The 15,756-nt window shown below is 72.6% G+C and carries 12 protein-coding genes; 11 read left to right on the top strand and 1 reads right to left on the bottom strand.

Features of this window, described 5'->3' with window-relative positions; genetic code table 11:
- Positions 1-132 precede the first annotated feature (132 nt).
- The 6 genes from H291_RS0123930 (at position 133) to H291_RS0123905 (ending at position 8,769) form a co-directional block, all read left to right on the top strand.
- Positions 133-2,298 (top strand): PhoX family protein, encoded by a 2,166-nt coding sequence (locus H291_RS0123930; RefSeq protein WP_020017558.1) that lies wholly within the window; start codon positions 133-135, stop codon positions 2,296-2,298.
- A 161-nt stretch (positions 2,299-2,459) separates the two neighbouring features.
- On the top strand, positions 2,460-3,488 hold the full coding sequence (locus H291_RS0123925; RefSeq protein WP_020017557.1) for a hypothetical protein: 1,029 nt from the start codon (positions 2,460-2,462) through the stop codon (positions 3,486-3,488).
- Positions 3,485-5,065 carry a coenzyme F390 synthetase gene (locus tag H291_RS0123920; protein ID WP_033327887.1) on the top strand — a complete coding sequence of 527 codons (1,581 nt, stop codon included), beginning with the start codon at positions 3,485-3,487 and terminating at the stop codon, positions 5,063-5,065. The genes H291_RS0123925 and H291_RS0123920 overlap by 4 nt, the downstream gene beginning before the upstream one ends.
- Before the next feature lie 91 nt (positions 5,066-5,156).
- Entirely contained in the window at positions 5,157-6,443 is a 1,287-nt protein-coding gene (locus H291_RS0123915) for a cysteine desulfurase family protein (RefSeq protein ID WP_020017555.1), read from the top strand.
- The gene (gene mnmA / locus H291_RS0123910; protein ID WP_026366070.1) at positions 6,440-7,618 is read left to right on the top strand and encodes a tRNA 2-thiouridine(34) synthase MnmA; all 1,179 of its coding nucleotides are present in this window, start codon (positions 6,440-6,442) and stop codon (positions 7,616-7,618) included. The genes H291_RS0123915 and mnmA overlap by 4 nt, the downstream gene beginning before the upstream one ends.
- Before the next feature lie 113 nt (positions 7,619-7,731).
- Positions 7,732-8,769 carry a hypothetical protein gene (locus H291_RS0123905; RefSeq protein WP_020017553.1) on the top strand — a complete coding sequence of 346 codons (1,038 nt, stop codon included), beginning with the start codon at positions 7,732-7,734 and terminating at the stop codon, positions 8,767-8,769.
- Positions 8,770-8,880: 111 nt separating this feature from the next.
- On the opposite strand, the gene H291_RS0123900 is transcribed toward H291_RS0123905, so the two are convergent.
- Positions 8,881-11,031 carry a prolyl oligopeptidase family serine peptidase gene (locus H291_RS0123900; RefSeq protein ID WP_033327913.1) on the bottom strand — a complete coding sequence of 717 codons (2,151 nt, stop codon included), beginning with the start codon at positions 11,029-11,031 and terminating at the stop codon, positions 8,881-8,883.
- 322 nt (positions 11,032-11,353) lie between these two features.
- Between H291_RS0123900 and H291_RS31490 the strand changes: the two genes are divergently transcribed.
- The 5 genes from H291_RS31490 (at position 11,354) to H291_RS0123875 (ending at position 15,740) form a co-directional block, all read left to right on the top strand.
- A complete protein-coding gene (locus H291_RS31490) occupies positions 11,354-13,021 on the top strand; it encodes an ATP-binding protein (RefSeq protein WP_157237303.1) in 1,668 nt (555 codons plus the stop codon).
- On the top strand, positions 13,018-13,431 hold the full coding sequence (locus tag H291_RS0123890; protein ID WP_020017550.1) for a roadblock/LC7 domain-containing protein: 414 nt from the start codon (positions 13,018-13,020) through the stop codon (positions 13,429-13,431). The genes H291_RS31490 and H291_RS0123890 overlap by 4 nt, the downstream gene beginning before the upstream one ends.
- Positions 13,432-13,544: 113 nt before the next feature.
- Positions 13,545-13,898, top strand: a complete 354-nt coding sequence (locus tag H291_RS0123885; RefSeq protein ID WP_020017549.1) for a DUF742 domain-containing protein — start codon at positions 13,545-13,547, stop codon at positions 13,896-13,898.
- A gap of 61 nt (positions 13,899-13,959) precedes the next feature.
- On the top strand, positions 13,960-14,490 hold the full coding sequence (locus H291_RS0123880; RefSeq protein ID WP_020017548.1) for a GTP-binding protein: 531 nt from the start codon (positions 13,960-13,962) through the stop codon (positions 14,488-14,490).
- 2 nt (positions 14,491-14,492) lie between these two features.
- Positions 14,493-15,740 carry a cytochrome P450 gene (locus H291_RS0123875; protein ID WP_157237302.1) on the top strand — a complete coding sequence of 416 codons (1,248 nt, stop codon included), beginning with the start codon at positions 14,493-14,495 and terminating at the stop codon, positions 15,738-15,740.
- The last annotated feature ends 16 nt before the right edge of the window (positions 15,741-15,756 follow it).

The raw sequence follows: 15,756 nt of genomic DNA, 5'->3' as shown, positions 1-15,756 counted from the left end.
CCGGCTCTCGCCGAGGCCCACCTCCTGGCCACCTCCCGTTCACCCGGTCGTACCTGACCTTTCGTGGGGCAGACATCGCCTGCTCCTAGGTTGACGACGTCCTACCCCCCTTTTCGGACCGGAGAGCCTCCGATGACGATCGCCCCTGAGAACCGCCCGCTGCTGACGGTGCACACGCATGCGCGTGGCAAGCGCAGCCCCGTCACCTGTCGCCTCAAGTGCAACGACGCGTGCCTGCACCCCGCTCCCAACGAGAGCGCCAACGAGTACTTCAAGGACGTCGTGAGCTCGGTGCTGTCGCGCCGCGCGATGCTCGGCACCCTGGCGGTCGCCGCCGGTGCCGTCGTGATCGGCGCCCAGGGCGCCACGGCGCCGTCGGCCGAGGCCGCGACGCTGCCCGAGGGCCGGTTCCCGGGCGGTGGCCACGGCAAGGGCCTGTCCTTCGGCGCCATCGACCCGCAGCCGGTCGACGTCGACGCCCTGGTGGTCCCCGAGGGCTACACCTGGGACCCGATCATCCGCTGGGGCGACCCGATCCTCCCGGGCGGCCGCACCTTCGACCCGAACAACCAGTCGCCGGAGCAGCAGGCCAAGCAGTTCGGCTACAACTGCGACTACCTCGACATCCTGCCGATCCGCCCCGGTGAGAAGCACCGCGGGACGCGCGGCATCCTGGTCTCGAACCTCGAGTACACCAACCCCGAGATCATGTTCCCGCCCACCGAGAAGTACTGGGACATCGCTGCCGACGGCAGCCGCACCAAGAACGCGTACTCGCGCGCGATCGAGCGCGCCGCGCACGGCATGGCCGTGGTCGAGGTCCGCCGTCGCGGCACGGGCAAGCCGTGGGACTACCAGCGCATCAGCGTGCTGAACCGCCGCATCCACCTGGACACCGAGTTCGTGCTCGACGGGCCGGCCGCCGGCTCCGACCTGCTCAAGACGGCGGCGGACCGCACCGGCCGCCGCGTGCTGGGCACGATGAACAACTGCGCCGGCGGCACCACGCCGTGGGGCACCGTGCTGTCGGGCGAGGAGAACTTCAACGGCTACTTCGTGGCCGCCGGAGCGAACCCGACCGCCGACGCCCGGTACGGCATCGGCAGCTCCACCAGCTACGGCTGGGAGGCCGACGAGCCGCGCTTCGCGCAGTCCGAGGGCTACGAGAACGAGGCCAACCGCTTCGGCTGGATCGTCGAGCTGGACCCGTACGACCCGCAGGCCAAGCCCGTCAAGCACACCGCGATGGGCCGGTTCAAGCACGAGGGCGCCAACGTCACGCTGTCCGCCAAGGGCCACGCCGTGGCGTACATGGGCGACGACCAGGCGTTCGACTACGTCTACAAGTTCGTGTCCAAGGAGCGGGTCGCCAAGGGCGAGTCCCGCTGGGCGCGCACCCACAACAAGACCCTGCTGTCCGAGGGTGACCTCTTCGTCGCCAAGTTCACGGGCGACTCGCCGGCCGCGCAGATCGACGGCTCGGGCGCGGTCCCGGCCGACGGCGCCTTCGACGGCACGGGCGAATGGCTCCCGCTGGTCAAGGACGGCCGGAGCAAGGTGCCGGGCATGTCGGTCGAGGAGGTGCTGGTCTACACGCGCCTGGCCGCGGACAAGGTCGGCGCCACCAAGATGGACCGCCCCGAGGACGTCGAGATCAGCCCGGTCACGGGCCGCATCTACGTCGCCTGCACCAACAACTCGGGCCGCACCCCGGGCAACGCGACCGAGGGTGCCACCGAGGCGAACCCGCGCACCCACAAGGTCGTCGGCGGCGTGACCACCAACGGCAACCGGGACGGCCACGTGGTCGAGATCATCCCGTCCGGCGACCAGACCTCCACGCGCTTCACGTGGAACCTGCTGCTGGTCGCGGGCGACCCCGCCGTCGAGGGCACGTACTTCTCGGGCTACCCGAAGGACAAAGTCTCGCCCATCTCGTGCCCCGACAACCTCGCGTTCGACGCCGAGGGCAACCTCTGGATCTCGACGGACGGCCAGCCCAGCTCGTCGGCGATCGCTAAGTGCGACGGCCTGTTCAAGGTCCCGGTCGCGGGCCGCGAGCGCGGTCACGTCCAGCAGTTCCTCTCGGTGCCCGCGGGCGCCGAGACCTGCGGGCCGCTGGTCGACTCGCGCGACGGCATGGTCTACGTGAACGTGCAGCACCCGGGCGAGAACGGCTCCTTCGAGGCGCCCGACTCGTTCTTCCCGGACTACGTGGCCGCCGGCGTCCGCCCGGAGGCGGGCGACTTCCGCGGCCCGCGCCCGACGGTGGTCCAGGTCTACCGCGACCGCCACTGACCCGGAGCACGGGGTCGCTGGTCGAGCTTGTCGAGACCTGGTGAGGTCTCGACAAGCTCGACCAGCGATTACAAGCTCGACCGGCGATCCCGCACTTTGCATGCATAACGCTTTGACGTCTTTGGGGTCGGCATGTCGGTGGCTCGCGCTAGGTTGCGCTCGTGTCGCACACCGAGCCGTGGCCGAGCATCGTCGAGGACGCCCGGCACTACCCGTCCCCGCACAACTCCCAGCCCATCAAGCTGCGGCCGGTGGACGAGTCCACCGCCGAGCTCTACTACGACCTCGATCTGGGGCTGCCCGCGGAGTCGTTCGGCATCCCGTTCGGGCACGTCTGCGCCGGCGTCTTCCTGGAGTCGCTCCGCACCGTCGCCGAAGGGCTCGGGTACGGGGTCGAGGAGAGCATCGACGACGGCGAGATGGACTTCGCCGGCACCGACCGCCTGCACCACCTGGGTACGGTCCGGCTCGTCCCGCGCGCGGTGTCCGACGACGCCCGCGCGCGGCTGGAGCTCTTCCGGTCCCGCCAGACCTCGCGCCGCCCCTACGACGCCCGCCTGGTGCCCGACGACGTCGTGGCCGCCGCGACCGCCGTCGCCGGCGAGGCCGGGCACACGTTCCGTACCACCGCCGAGCCGGGCACGGTGCGCCGGCTGGTGCACATCAACCAGGCGACGCTCTTCTCCGACCTGCGCAACGACGCGGTGTACGAGGAGATCATGACCTGGCTGCGGTTCAGCAAGGACGACGCCCGCACCCGGGGCGACGGACTGAGCGCCGAGGCCATGCTGATGCCCGGCGGCCTGCTCCGGTTCGCCATGAGCCACCGCGGCCTGTGGGACGCGCCGGTGATCGGCGGGGCCATCCGCGCGATGTACCTGAACACGATGCGCGGGGTGCGGCAGCTCGGCTGGCTGGAGGGCCCGTTCGCGCGGCCGGCCGACCACATCGAGGCCGGCCGCACCTTCATGCGCCTGTGGCTCGAGCTCACCGCCCACGGCGTCCGGCTGCACCCGTTCGGCACCGTGATCACCAACCCCGGCTCGCACGAGGCGTTCGCGCGGGAGATCTCCGCCGACGAGAGCGGCGACCGCATGGCCTGGATGCTGTTCCGCTTCGGGTACAGCAAGACCCCGCCGGTGGCGCACCGCCGTCCGGCCGCCTCGATGCTGCTGGGAGCCGACCGATGAGACGAGTACTCGCCTTCACCCTCGTGGCCCTGGTGGACGCCGTCGTGCGCCCCCTGACCCACAGCGTGCACACGCACAAGGTGCTGCTCGGCCCGGGCATCGAGCCGCTGCGCTGGTGGCTCGGCCGCCTGCGGGCCTGGCGCACGTTCGACCTCGCGGCGCGCGAGGTGCCCGCCTACCGCGCGTTCCTCGCCGAGCACGGCCGCGACGCGCGGCTGCGCCGCACGGGCTCCCTGGCCGAGACGTTCCGGGGCATCCCGGAGATGGACAAGGAGTCCTACGTCAAGCGGTGGAGCATCCCCGAGCGGTGCATCGGCGGCACCCTGCCGCGGCGCGGCGTCGTCGTCGACGAGTCCTCCGGGAGCTCCGGCACGCCCACCAGCTGGGTGCGCGGCCGCGAGGAGCGCGCCGCCACCCGCCAGCTGCTCCAGGTGGGCTTCGCGCGGACGGCGTCGTCCCTGCGCAAGAAGCCGTTCGTGCTGAACGCGTTCTCGCTCGGGGCCTGGGCCACCGGCATGAACGTCACGTCCTCGCTCACCGAGGTCACGATGATCAAGTCCTGCGGGCCCGACAAGGACAAGATCATCGCCACGATGCAGGAGTTCGGGACCGACTACACCTACATCATCACGAGCTACCCGCCGTTCCTGAAGTCCCTGTTCGAGGACGACCGGCTGGACTGGGCCGCCTACGACATCGTCGCGGCGTTCGGCGGCGAGGGCATCAGCGAGAACATGCGCTCGCACATCCTGAAGTACGCCCACAGCGTGTTCGGCTCGTACGGGGCCAGCGACCTGGAGATCAACCTCAGCATCGAGACCGACTTCACCGTCGCGCTGCGCCGCGCCATCGCCGCCGACCCGCGGCTGTCCGAGCGGCTGACCCGCACCGGCGAGTACGGCGTGCTCCCGATGATCTTCCAGTTCAACCCCTTCGACTACCTCGTGGAGACCAACGACGCCGGCGAGCTCGTCGTCACGATCGCCCGCGACCGGAACATCAACCCCCGCGTCCGGTACAACATCCACGACCGCGGCCACGTGCTGCGCGTGCGCGACGTGCTGCCCGTGCTCAAGGAGCTCGGCCACCACGACGTCGTCACCGAGAAGTTCCTCGACCTGCCCCTGCTGTTCCACTACGGCCGGTCCGACCTGTCCGTCGACTACAACGGCGCCGTCATCGGCCCCGACGCCCTGCGCGACGTGGTCCACAGCGACCCCGAGCTCCTCGAGGCCGTCGAGAACCACCGCCTGATCAGCTACGAGGACGACAACGGCGACCGGCAGCTCCACATCGCGCTCCAGCTCAGCGCCGCCGCGACGCAGGACGGCACGCTGGACCAGGACCGGTACCGCGCCTTCGTGATCACCGAGCTGCGCCGCCGCAACGGCGACTTCAACAACGGCGTGCGCACCGCCCCCGACGGCACGCTGCCCACCATCGCGTTCTACGCCCACCGCACCGGACCGTTCGCCACGGACAGCGGCAAGCTCAAGAACGAGTACGTCTGGCAGCTGCCCGCCGGCGCCCTGGAGCAGTGGGAGACCGACCTGGGGCACGTGTTCCCCAGGGAGTGAGCAGCGCAGGGGGCGGGCGCCGGCCCGGCGTGGGCATAGCGCGGCTCACACCGCGGGAAGCGTTCCCGCCCCCGAAGCGTTCGTATGCTTGATGATCGTGACCACTCCGCCCCCTGACCCGGCGCGCACGCCCCTGACGGCGAGCGGCGCCCACGGTGAGCAGCCCCGCGAGCCCGAAGGGGCGTACCTCGACCACGCCGCCACCACGCCCATGTCGGCGGCGGCGCTCGCGGCGTACGTCGCCGAGGCGCAGCGCACCGGCAACGCGTCGTCGCTGCACTCCGCGGGCCGCACGTCGCGCCGCGCCGTCGAGGAGGCGCGCGAGACGGTGGCGGGATCGCTGGGCGCCCGGCCGAGCGAGGTCATCTTCACCTCGGGCGGCACCGAGGCGGACAACCTCGCGATCAAGGGCATCTTCTGGGGACGCCGCGCGCAGGACACGCGCCGCACCCGCGTGCTCGTCTCCGCCGTCGAGCACCACGCCGTGCTCGACCCCGCGTTCTGGCTCGCGGGCCACGCGGGCGCGGAGATCGTGCTGCTGCCCGTCGACGTCGAGGGCCGGCTCGACCTCGACGCCCTGCGCGCCGAGCTCGCCGCCCACGCCGCCGAGACCGCGCTGATCAGCGTCATGTGGGCCAACAACGAGGTCGGCACGGTCCAGCCGGTCCGCGACGTCGTGCGCGCGGCCCGGCCCTACGGCATCCCCGTGCACACCGACGCCGTCCAGGCGGTCGGCCAGACCGAGGTCGACTTCGCGGAGTCCGGCGTGGACGCCATGACCGTCTCGGCCCACAAGCTCGGCGGCCCCGTCGGCGTCGGCGCGCTGCTCGCCCGGCGCGACCTCGCGCTCGACGCCGTGCTGCACGGCGGCGGCCAGGAGCGTGGCGTGCGGTCCGGCACGCTCGACGCCGCCTCGATCGCGGCCTTCGGCGTCGCCACCCGGCACGCCGTCGACTGCCTGCCCCAGCGCGCCGCACGTCTGCGCGCCCTGCGCGACGACCTGGTCGCCCGGGTGCGGGACGCCGCGCCGTCCGCGGTGCTGCGTGGGCCCGAGCCCGCCGCGGGCGACCGGCTGCCCGGCAACGCGCACTTCACCTTCCCCGGCGCGGAGGGCGACTCCCTGCTCTACCTGCTGGACTCCGCGGGCGTGCAGGCCTCCACCGGCTCGGCCTGCCAGGCCGGTGTGCCGCAGCCGTCGCACGTGCTGCTCGCCATGGGCGTCCCCGAGGCCGAGGCCCGCGGCGCCCTGCGCTTCACGCTCGGGGCGACGTCCACCGAGTCCGACGTCGACCGCCTCGTGGCCGCCCTGCCGCAGGTCGTGGCGCGGGCGCAGGCCGCGGGCCTGGTGTCCGGTCGCGCCATGGGCGGTGCCTCGTGAGGGTGCTGGCCGCCATGTCGGGCGGCGTGGACTCCGCGGTCGCGGCCGCGCTCGCGGTCGAGGCCGGGCACGACGTCGTGGGCGTGCACATGGCGCTCTCGCGCAACCGGGACCAGTTCCGGTCGGGCTCGCGCGGCTGCTGCTCCATCGAGGACGCCGGCGACGCCCGCCGGGCCGCCGACATGCTGGGCATCCCGTACTACGTCTGGGACCTGTCCGAGCGCTTCGAGGACACCGTCGTCGCCGACTTCCTCTCCGAGTACGAGGCCGGCCGCACCCCCAACCCGTGCGTGCGCTGCAACGAGCACATCAAGTTCGAGGCCCTGCTCGACAAGGCGACGGCCCTCGGGTTCGACGCCGTCGCGACCGGCCACTACGCGCAGATCGTCACCCGGGAGATCCCGGGGGCGGACGGCGGCGCGCGCACCGTGCGCGAGCTGCACCGTTCGCCGAACGACGCCAAGGACCAGTCGTACGTGCTGGCCGTGGCCGGGCCGGAGCGCCTGGCGCGGGCGATGTTCCCGCTGGGCGGCTTCGCCTCCAAGGACGAGGTGCGGGCCGAGGCCGAGCGCCGCGGCCTGTCGGTCTCGGCCAAGCCCGACTCCTACGACATCTGCTTCGTCGCCGACGGCGACACCCGCGGCTTCCTGCGCGACCGCCTGGGCTCCCGCCCGGGCGAGGTCGTGGACGTCGACGGCGAGGTGGTCGGCGAGCACGACGGCGCCTACGCGTTCACCGTGGGGCAGCGCCGCGGGCTCGCCCTGGGCCGCCCCGCCGCCGACGGCAGGGCGCGCTACGTGGTGGACGTGCAGCCGTCGACGAACACCGTGGTCGTGGGCCCGGCCGAGCTGCTGAGCGTGGACCGGATCGCGGGGGAGAAGTCCCTGTGGTTCGACGGGGTGCTGCCCGACAGCGGTGCGGCGGCGGACGGCGCGGTGCCGGGCGGCGCCGTCGTGCCCGACGCCGACGGCTGGTTCGACGCCGAGGTGCAGGTCCGGGCGCACGGGGCGCCGGTCCCTGCACGCGTGCGGGCCGACGGCGCCTCGCTCGAGGTGGCGCTGACCGGCACGCCGCTGCGGGGCGTGGCCCCGGGGCAGTCGCTCGTGGTCTACCGCGGCACCCGGGTGCTCGGCCAGGCCACGGTCGCGCGGTCCTGGCGCGCGCCGGCGGCCTGAGACCGTCGTCCGGACCCGGCCCACCCGAGCCGTACCCTCGGGGCTGTACCTTCGGCGCGGGCCGTGGTGCCGGACCACCGGCACCGGCCCGCACCCCTGAACGAGGAGAGCTGATGACCGCTGTGAGCGGGCACGGGCCGTGGCCCGGCGGCGAGCGCGACGTGCTGGAGGCCCAGCAGATCGCCCTGGGCGAGCTCGCCGAGCTCCCGACCGGCGTCGACGCGGTGCCGTTCGTGACCCAGCTGCCGCAGCGCGGCCCGGGCGCGGACGCCCTGGGCCGGACGGCAGCGCGGCTGACCGAGATGCCCGTCGAGCTGGGCCCGCACGGCTGGAAGCTCACCGACCGTCCCGGCGCCGACGCGCGGCGGGCCGACACGTTCTGGCGCGAGGACCTGGGCGCGCTCGCGATCGCGGCGCACGGTCACGCCGGACCGCTCGCGGTCGAGGTGCTGGGACCGTGGACGCTCGCGGCCCAGCTCTGGTCGGCCCGCGGCGACCGCGTCCTGGCGGACTCCGGGGCCCGCGCCGACCTGGCGCTCGCCCTCGCGGACGGCCTGCGCACGCTGGTGGCCGACATCGCGGGTCAGGTGCCCGGCGCCGAGGTCACGGTGCAGCTCGCGGAGCCGCTGCTCGGTCAGGTGCACGCGGGCGTGCTGCCCACGTTCTCCGGGTACTCGCGGCTGCGGGCGGTGGACGGCCCGGGGATCGTCGGCGGGCTGGAGCCGGTGCTCGCCGCCGTCCGCGCCGCCGGCGCCCGTTCCGTGGTGCACCTCGGCAGCACCTGGGTGGGCGTGCCGCCCGTGGTGCTCGCCGGTGCGGACGCGCTGGGCCTCGACCTGGCCGACGTCGGCCCGGGCGGCTGGAACGAGAAGGCGTGGGAGCTGATCGCGCGGGCCGTCGAGCGGGGCACGGGGCTGTGGGCGGGGCTGCCGCCGGCCCAGGTCTCGCAGTGCGCCGGACCGGCGCTCGGCGAGCTGGCCCAGCTCGTCGCGGAGCCCTGGCGGCGCATCGGACTGCCTGCGGCGGGCCTTTCGGCCGTCACGCTCCTGGCCGCACCCCGCCGGGTCCTGGGCCCGGTGGACACGCACCGCGCGGAGCTGGCCAACCTGGGCCGCGTGGCCGAGACCCTCGCGGAGAAGGCCGAGGCCTGACTCCACTTCGAGGCCCCACTTTTCTTCGCTTTGGCGTAACCCAAAGCGAAGAAGAGTGGGGCCTCGAAGGTGAAGGGGTCAGCCGGCCTGGTCGGCCGGCCGGTAGCCCGGTCAGCCCGCCAGGCGGTTCCAGAGGAACGTCCAGTGCGTCGCCGCCATGTACGCCGCCTGCGCGTTGTTGGCCGCGCCGCCGTGGCCACCCTCGATGTTCTCGTAGTACGTCACGTCCTTGCCCGCGGCCAGCATGAGCGCGGCCATCTTGCGGGCGTGCCCGGGGTGCACGCGGTCGTCCTTGGTCGACGTCGTGAACAGCACCGGCGGGTACTCCCGGGCGGCGTCGAACAGGTGGTACGGCGAGAACGTCCGCACGAACTCCCAGTCGGCCGTGTCCGGGTCGCCGTACTCCGCCATCCACGACGCGCCCGCCAGCAGGTGCGAGTAGCGCTTCATGTCGAGCAGCGGCACGCCCACGATGATGGCGCCGAACAGCTCCGGGTACTGCGTGAGCATGTTGCCGGCCAAGAGCCCGCCGTTGGACCGGCCCTCCATGCCCAGCTTCGCGGGGACGGTGATGCCCCGGGCCACGAGGTCGCGCGCCACGGCGGCGAAGTCCTCGTACGCGCGGTGCCGGTTCTCCTTCAGCGCCGCCTGGTGCCAGGCCGGCCCGTACTCGCCGCCGCCGCGGATGTTCGCCACGGCGTACACGCCGCCGCGGTCCAGCCACGCGCGCCCGATCGTGCCGGAGTAGCCGGGCAGGATCGCGTGCTCGAACCCGCCGTAGCCCCACAGCAGCGTCGGCGCGGGACCGGCCTCGCCCGAGACCAGGTCGGCCCGCCCGACGACGAAGTACGGCACGCGCGTGCCGTCGTCCGACGTCGTGAACTCCTGGCGTACCTCCAGGCCCGCCGCCTCGAAGTACGACGGCGCGGACTTGAGCACCTCCGGCGCCTCCTGCGCGCCCACGGTCGCCCGGCCCAGGGTCGACGGCGTCAGGTAGCCGGTGGTGACCACCCAGACGTCGTCGGAGTCGACGACGTCCACGGCGCCCACCCCGACCGTGAGCAGCTCGCCGCCCAGGGGCAGCTCGGAGCGCACCCACTCGGCGTCGACCACCGGAGCGGCCGGCGGCGTCAGCACGTGCAGCAGGTTCTTCACGTCGTCGAGCACGTTGACCACCAGGTGGTGGCGCGTCCAGGTCACCCCGGCGAGCGACGTCGTCGCCGTCGGCTCGAACAGGACGGCCAGGTCCCGCGAGCCGGCCATGAAGTCGTCGAACAGCGCGGCGAGCAGGGACCCGGCGCGGTACGTGGTCCCGCCGACCGTCCAGTCGTCACGCAGCCGCACCAGCATCCACTCGCGGTGCACGCTCGCGTTCGCCGAGTCGGGCACGTCGATCTTCACCAGCTCCTGGTCGGGTGTGCCCACACCCGTGGCCAGGAACGTCTCCTCGGCGTAGAACCGGAGCGCGCGGTACACGAAGTCGCGCTCGAACCCGGGCGTGTGCGACCGGTAGGCGCCGATGGCCATGTCCTGCGCCGCGCCCTCGTAGACGAGCGTGGCCTCCTCCAGCGGCGTGCCCCGTCGCCACAGCTTGACCTGCCGGGCGTACCCCGACGGCGTCATGGTGCCCTCGCCGAAGTCCGTCGCCACGTACACGGTGTCCTCGTCGACCCAGGACAGCCCGCCCTTGGCCTCCGCCCGGACGAACCCGCCGTCCTCCGGCGCCACGAACTGCTTGGTGACCAGGTCGAACTCGCGCGTGACGTCCGCGTCCGAGCCGCCGGGCGACAGGTCGACGAGCGCGTGCCGCCGGGGCTCGCCCGCCGCGAGCTGCTCCGGCGTCGGGCGCAGCACGCTCGCGCCGTGCCAGACCCAGCTCTCGCCCTCCTGCTCGGCGAGCGCGTCGAGGTCCAGGACGATCTCCCACTCCGGCGCGTCCGTCCGGTAGGAGTCGAGCGTGGTGCGGCGCCACAGGCCGCGCTGGTGCCCGGCGTCCTGCCAGAAGTTGTAGTAGTGCTCGCCGACCTTCGAGACGTGCGGGATCTTGTCGTCCGAGTCGAGGACCTCGCGGACCTCGCCCTCGATCGTCGTGAACCGGTCGCCGCCCAGGGCGGCCGCGCTGTGCGCGTTGCGCTCGCGGACCCAGTCCAGGGCGTCCGCGCCCTCGACGTCCTCGAGCCAGGCGAACGGGTCCGTCGCGGGGTCGAGCGGGGTCGTGGGGAGAGCGGTTCGGGTGTCGGTCTGGGTGGGCTCGGCGCTCATGATGAGCACCCTACGCGGCCGGTCCCGGCGTCCGCCGTCGGTGGGCCGGCTTGCCGCTCGCCTGAACCGTGTGTGCCCGTTTTTTGCTGATTTGGGGGGTTACTCGGCCACGGTCTGTCCCCATTCCTCACTGGCACATATTTTCGCACTTCGCACCACGGTCGTGCCCTTCCACGTGTGGGACGGCCTGTGGTAGAAACTGCACTCCAGGGGGTTGTTCGCCCTCTTCAGCCGAGTTCGGGGTCCAGGTGGCGGCATCCGCCGTCCGGACCACCCGGACTCTGACGACACAACTACTAGGGGGATCGGCTCGGTGAGCTCGATGTCTTCTGCTCCTCCGCCCAGCAGGCTGCGCCAGGTCGCGCCCTGGGTGTGCGTCGCCGGCGTGATCGCCTACGTCTTCGTGGCACCCGTCCTGTTCACCGCCACCGGCGCCAGCACCACGTGGCCCGCCTGGCTGGTCGGCACCGCCGCCGTCGGTCTCGCAGTGGTGGCCGCGCTGATCGCCGCCCGGTCCTCGCGGGACGACCTCGCCTCGCACGAGGACCTGGTCCTCGCCTACCGCCGGGCCGAGGAGCGCGCCGACGCGGCTTCCGCGGCGCTCGACGCGCTGGCCAAGGAGCAGCTGCCCGCGTTCCTGGAGAGCGAGCCCGCCCCGCCGCTGCCGCACCTGCCGGGCGACGCCCGTGCGCAGGCCCGGCTCGACGAGGCCGCCGGCATGCTCGCCCGGGTGCAGGAGGAGCGGGTCGCCCGGCGCGACGCGGTCCAGGTGGCCGTGGTCGCCCTGAGCCGCAAGGTCCAGGCCGCCGCGCACCGCATCCAGGAGGAGGCGGCGCGCATGGTGCAGCGCCACCCCACCGACGCGGACATCCTGCAGACCTCCATGCGCGTCGACCACGCGGCGGCCCAGCAGGCCCGCCAGGCGCAGAGCCTCGCGGCCCTGTGCGGCGAGTGGCCGGGCCAGCAGTGGAGCGAGCCGCTCCCGCTGCCCGACGTCGTCAAGGGCGCCGCCAGCCGCATCACGGCGTTCCACCGGGTCGAGGTGTCGGGTGACCCCGGCGTCGCCGTCTCCGCCCGGATCGTCGAGCCGCTCATCCACCTCGTGGCCGAGCTGCTGTCCAACGCCACGCAGTCCTCCCCGCCCACCACGCAGGTGCTCGTGGCCCTCCGCCAGGTGCAACGTGGTGCCGTCGTCGAGATCGACGACTGCGGCGTGGGTCTCGACCTCAAGCAGCTCGAGCAGGCGCGCGACATCGCCTCCGGCAAGCGCGAGATCAGCATCACCGAGCTGGGCGAGATCCCGCAGACGGGCCTCGCCGTGGTCGGCACCTACGCCCGCCGGCACGGCTTCCGCGTGGACGTCACCGAGTCGGTGTACGGCGGCCTGCGCGCGATCGTCATGATCCCGGCCGAGCTCACCGAGGCAGTGGTGCCGTCCGGCATGCTCACGCCGGCAGCCACGCTGCCGAGCGCCCACGTGCCGTCCACCGGGGTTGCCGCGCTGGCCTCCAGCCGCGCCGCCACCGCCGTCGTGGAGGCGCCCGAGCTGCCCACGGCGAAGCCCGCCGAGGACGACGAGTGGCCAGCCCCCGCGGCGCCCGACGCCGCGACCGTGCTACCCGTCGAGCCGCTCAGCGTGCGCGGCGACGTGGTCGACGACGAGGAGGAGACGCCCGTGGCCGGTGCTCACGTGAAGGCCCCTGGCGAGCTGCCCCTACGCCCTGGGCGAGCCCGCCCTGAGGATGACGAGTTCCCCGAGCCGGCTGCGCTTCCGCAGCGGCGGTCCCGCCGTGGAGAGGTGGACGTGCCCGGTGACCGGGCCGAGTCCAGGCCGGAGCCTCGTACCGAGGACACCGGTCCCGCTCAGACGGCCGAGGAGGCCGGCGAGTGGATGGGCGCCTTCTTCAGCTCGAGCGAGGCGCGGTTCGGGGACTCACACGACAGCAGCGAACCGTCGGCTGGTGCCGACGGAACTTCGGAGGACCGATGACTACGCAGGCCGACGGCATGACGAGCACCGACGGCAACAGCTGGATGCTCGAGCTCATCAGTGGTGTACGGGGGGTCAGGCATGTAGTGGTGCTCACCTCCGACGGGCTGATGAAGGTTCGGACCGACCAGACCCCGCTCGACGTGGCCGACAAGGTCGCGGCGGCTTGCGCCGGACTAGCGGCGCTGGGGATCGGAATGAGCCGGGAGTTCGGGAACAGCGACACGATCCGCCAGGTGATGGTGGAGTTCGACGGCGGCTTCCTGTTCGTCCGGGGGGCCGGCGACGGCTCCCGCCTGGCGGTCATCACGGACACGGTGATCGACCCGGCACTGATTGCGCAGCAGATGCAGGCCCAGGTGCTCATGATCGGTGAGCGCACGCTGGGCACGGACCGGATCAACAGCTGATCCCGGTACCAGCTTCGGCTTCATGGAAAGCAGTACCCGAGCCCACCGTGGCTCGGCCGTATCAGGCACCACCAGCTCGACCGATACCTGATCGACCAACAGGGGGCGAGGGGATGGACACCGAGGAGTACCGCGATCACCCGGTGCGCTCGTACGTGCTCACCTCGGGGCGTGCGCACCCGTCGCGGAACACGTTGCGACCGGAGACGCTCGTGCGCGCCGTCGAGAGCCGTCCGGTGCTCTCGACGGCGGGGCGGCTGGAGCGTGAGCTCGTGCAGCTGTGCCAGGGCACGCTCGCGCTGGCAGAGGTGGCGGCCTACCTGGCGCTACCCGTGAGTCTCGTGGCGGTCATGGTCTCCGACCTGGTCGACGCGGGAAACCTGACGATCCGTTCCAACCACCAAGCGCACGTCCTGCCCGGCAAGGACATCCTGGAGAAGATTCTCGATGGACTCCGCAAGCTCTGACCGACCGGTTCCCGGACAGCATCTGGCACCGACCGTCGCACGGTCGGTCAAGATCCTCGTCGTGGGCGCCTTCGGCGTGGGCAAGACGACGCTGATCGGCGCGGTCAGCGAGATCGACCCGCTGCGCACCGAGGAGCGCATCACGACGGCGAGCGTGGGCATCGACCCGGGGCAGCCGAACAAGGACACGACGACGGTCGCGATGGACTTCGGTCGCATCACCGTGACCGAGGACATCGCGCTGTACCTGTTCGGCACCCCGGGCCAGCGCCGGTTCTGGGACCTGTGGTCCGGGCTGGCGGACGGCGCCGTGGGCGCGCTGGTCATGATCGACACCCGGCACCTCGAGGACAGCTTCGAGGTCCTGGACCAGCTCGAGCTGCGCACCAAGATCCCGTTCGCGGTGGTCGTCAACCAGTTCCCGGACTCGCCGGACTACCCGCTCGAGCGGGTCCGCGCGGCCCTGGACCTGCTGCCGGAGACGCCCATCGTCGAGTGCGACGCCCGGGACCGGCAGTCCGCCGTCCTGACCCTCATCACGCTGGTCGAGCACGCCATGACCTTCCCGGTCTTCCAGAAGGTCAACGCGTGACGTTGGCCAACAGACTGCATCGGCGGCTGGAGGAGATCCCGGACCGGATGCAGCTGTCGGACATCACGACCGCGCGTGACCCGCACAAGCTGTACGAGCGGCTGCGGGACGAGTGGGGTCCGGTGGCTCCCATGGACCTGGAGCCCGGCGTGCCGGCCTGGCTGGTGCTGGGCTACGACGAGGCCAGCAGCGTCATGCGCAACGAGCTGCTGTTCTCGCGCAACTCGCGCAACTGGCGCTACGTCCAGGAACGGTCCCTGCCCGCGGACTCCGGGGTGTTCGCCGCCCTGGCGCCGCGGGAGAACGCCTACTTCCTCGACGGGATGCAGCAGCGCCGGCTGCGCGCCCCCCTCGACGACGCCCTCGGCTCCGTCGACGAGAAGCGGCTCGCCCGCACCGTGGCGGTGACGTGCGAGGCGATCATCGACCGTCTCATGCCCCGCGGCGAGGCGGACCTGGTGCGCGACTACGCCGTGGCGGTCCCCGTGATGGTCATGACCGAGATGTTCGGCATGAGCCTGTCCGACGGGAACAAGATGCACGAGCTCACCGAGGCCCTGTACGCGGGCAAGGAGAAGGCTCGTGCGGCGGCCATGGAGCAGGAGTCGCTGCTCGCGGTGCTCGTGGCGACGCACCGGGCCGAGCCCGGCGAGGACCTGACCACGGCCCTGGTGAACCACCCGAACCACGCGAACGACGTCGAGGTCATGGCCTCGATCGGCGTGATGTTCAGCCTGGGGCACGACGCCGAGATCGCCTGGATCGCGAGCACCCTGCACATGATCCTGACGGACCCGGCGTTCGCGGCCCGCGTGCGCCGGGGCCGGCTCGACCTCGACGACGCGCTGGACGAGGTCTCCCGGCGGCACCCGCCGGCGCCGCACGTGCTGCCGCGGTTCGCCCGGCAGGACTGCGAGCTGGGCGGACGCCGCATCGCGCTCGGTGACGCCCTGGTGCCCGCCGTCGCGGCGGCCAACGCCGACCGCGCCATCCGCACCGACGACCCGTGGGAGGAGCTGGGCAGCCGGTTCCACCTCACGTGGGGCGCCGGGGCCCACTCGTGCCCCGCGCACCGCATCGGTCCGCTCATCGGCCGCATCGCCGTGGACACCCTGCTGCGCAGGATCCTCGACATGGAGCTGACCGTGGCCTACGACTCGATCAAGATGTCGGTCTCGCCGTGGTCGCGGTACCCGCGCAGCCTGCCGGTGCGCTTCACGTCACCGCTGGCGGACGGCAGCCAGTCCTGACGCCTCGCCGTCAGAC

The organism is Promicromonospora sukumoe 327MFSha3.1 (assembly GCF_000385135.1).
In the GTDB taxonomy this organism is placed as follows: domain Bacteria; phylum Actinomycetota; class Actinomycetes; order Actinomycetales; family Cellulomonadaceae; genus Promicromonospora; species Promicromonospora sukumoe_B.
Note: the sequence above shows the minus strand (reverse complement) of the source record. Positions and strands in the feature narration are given on the sequence as shown.